The 254-nt window shown below is 66.1% G+C and carries 1 protein-coding gene; it reads right to left on the reverse strand.

All coding sequences use genetic code 11. From position 1 onward, the window contains the following. The coding region (locus tag Q1B08_RS21880; RefSeq protein WP_299823622.1) for a transposase at window positions 1-254 on the reverse strand (254 nt) is incomplete at both ends.

The following is a 254-nucleotide window of genomic DNA, read 5'->3' on the forward strand; positions in this document are numbered from 1 at the left end:
CCATGACAACGGCGCGTATCGTAAGCGCCATCTGCGGTGACCGTGCCGATCGTCTCCTCCGGCGGGATCTGCGTCAGCAGGTCCGGCAGCAGCGGGCTGTCGCCTTGGCGGCTCGAGGTGAACTCAACCGCGCGCACGTCTCCGGTGCCCGCGTCCATGGCAATATGAACCTTCCGCCATTGCCTCCGGCGTGACGGGCCATGCTTGCGGGCCTGCCATTCGCCATCACCGCGAAACTTGATGCCGGTGCTGTC

The organism is uncultured Jannaschia sp. (genome assembly GCF_947494025.1).
In the GTDB taxonomy this organism is placed as follows: Bacteria; Pseudomonadota; Alphaproteobacteria; order Rhodobacterales; family Rhodobacteraceae; genus Jannaschia.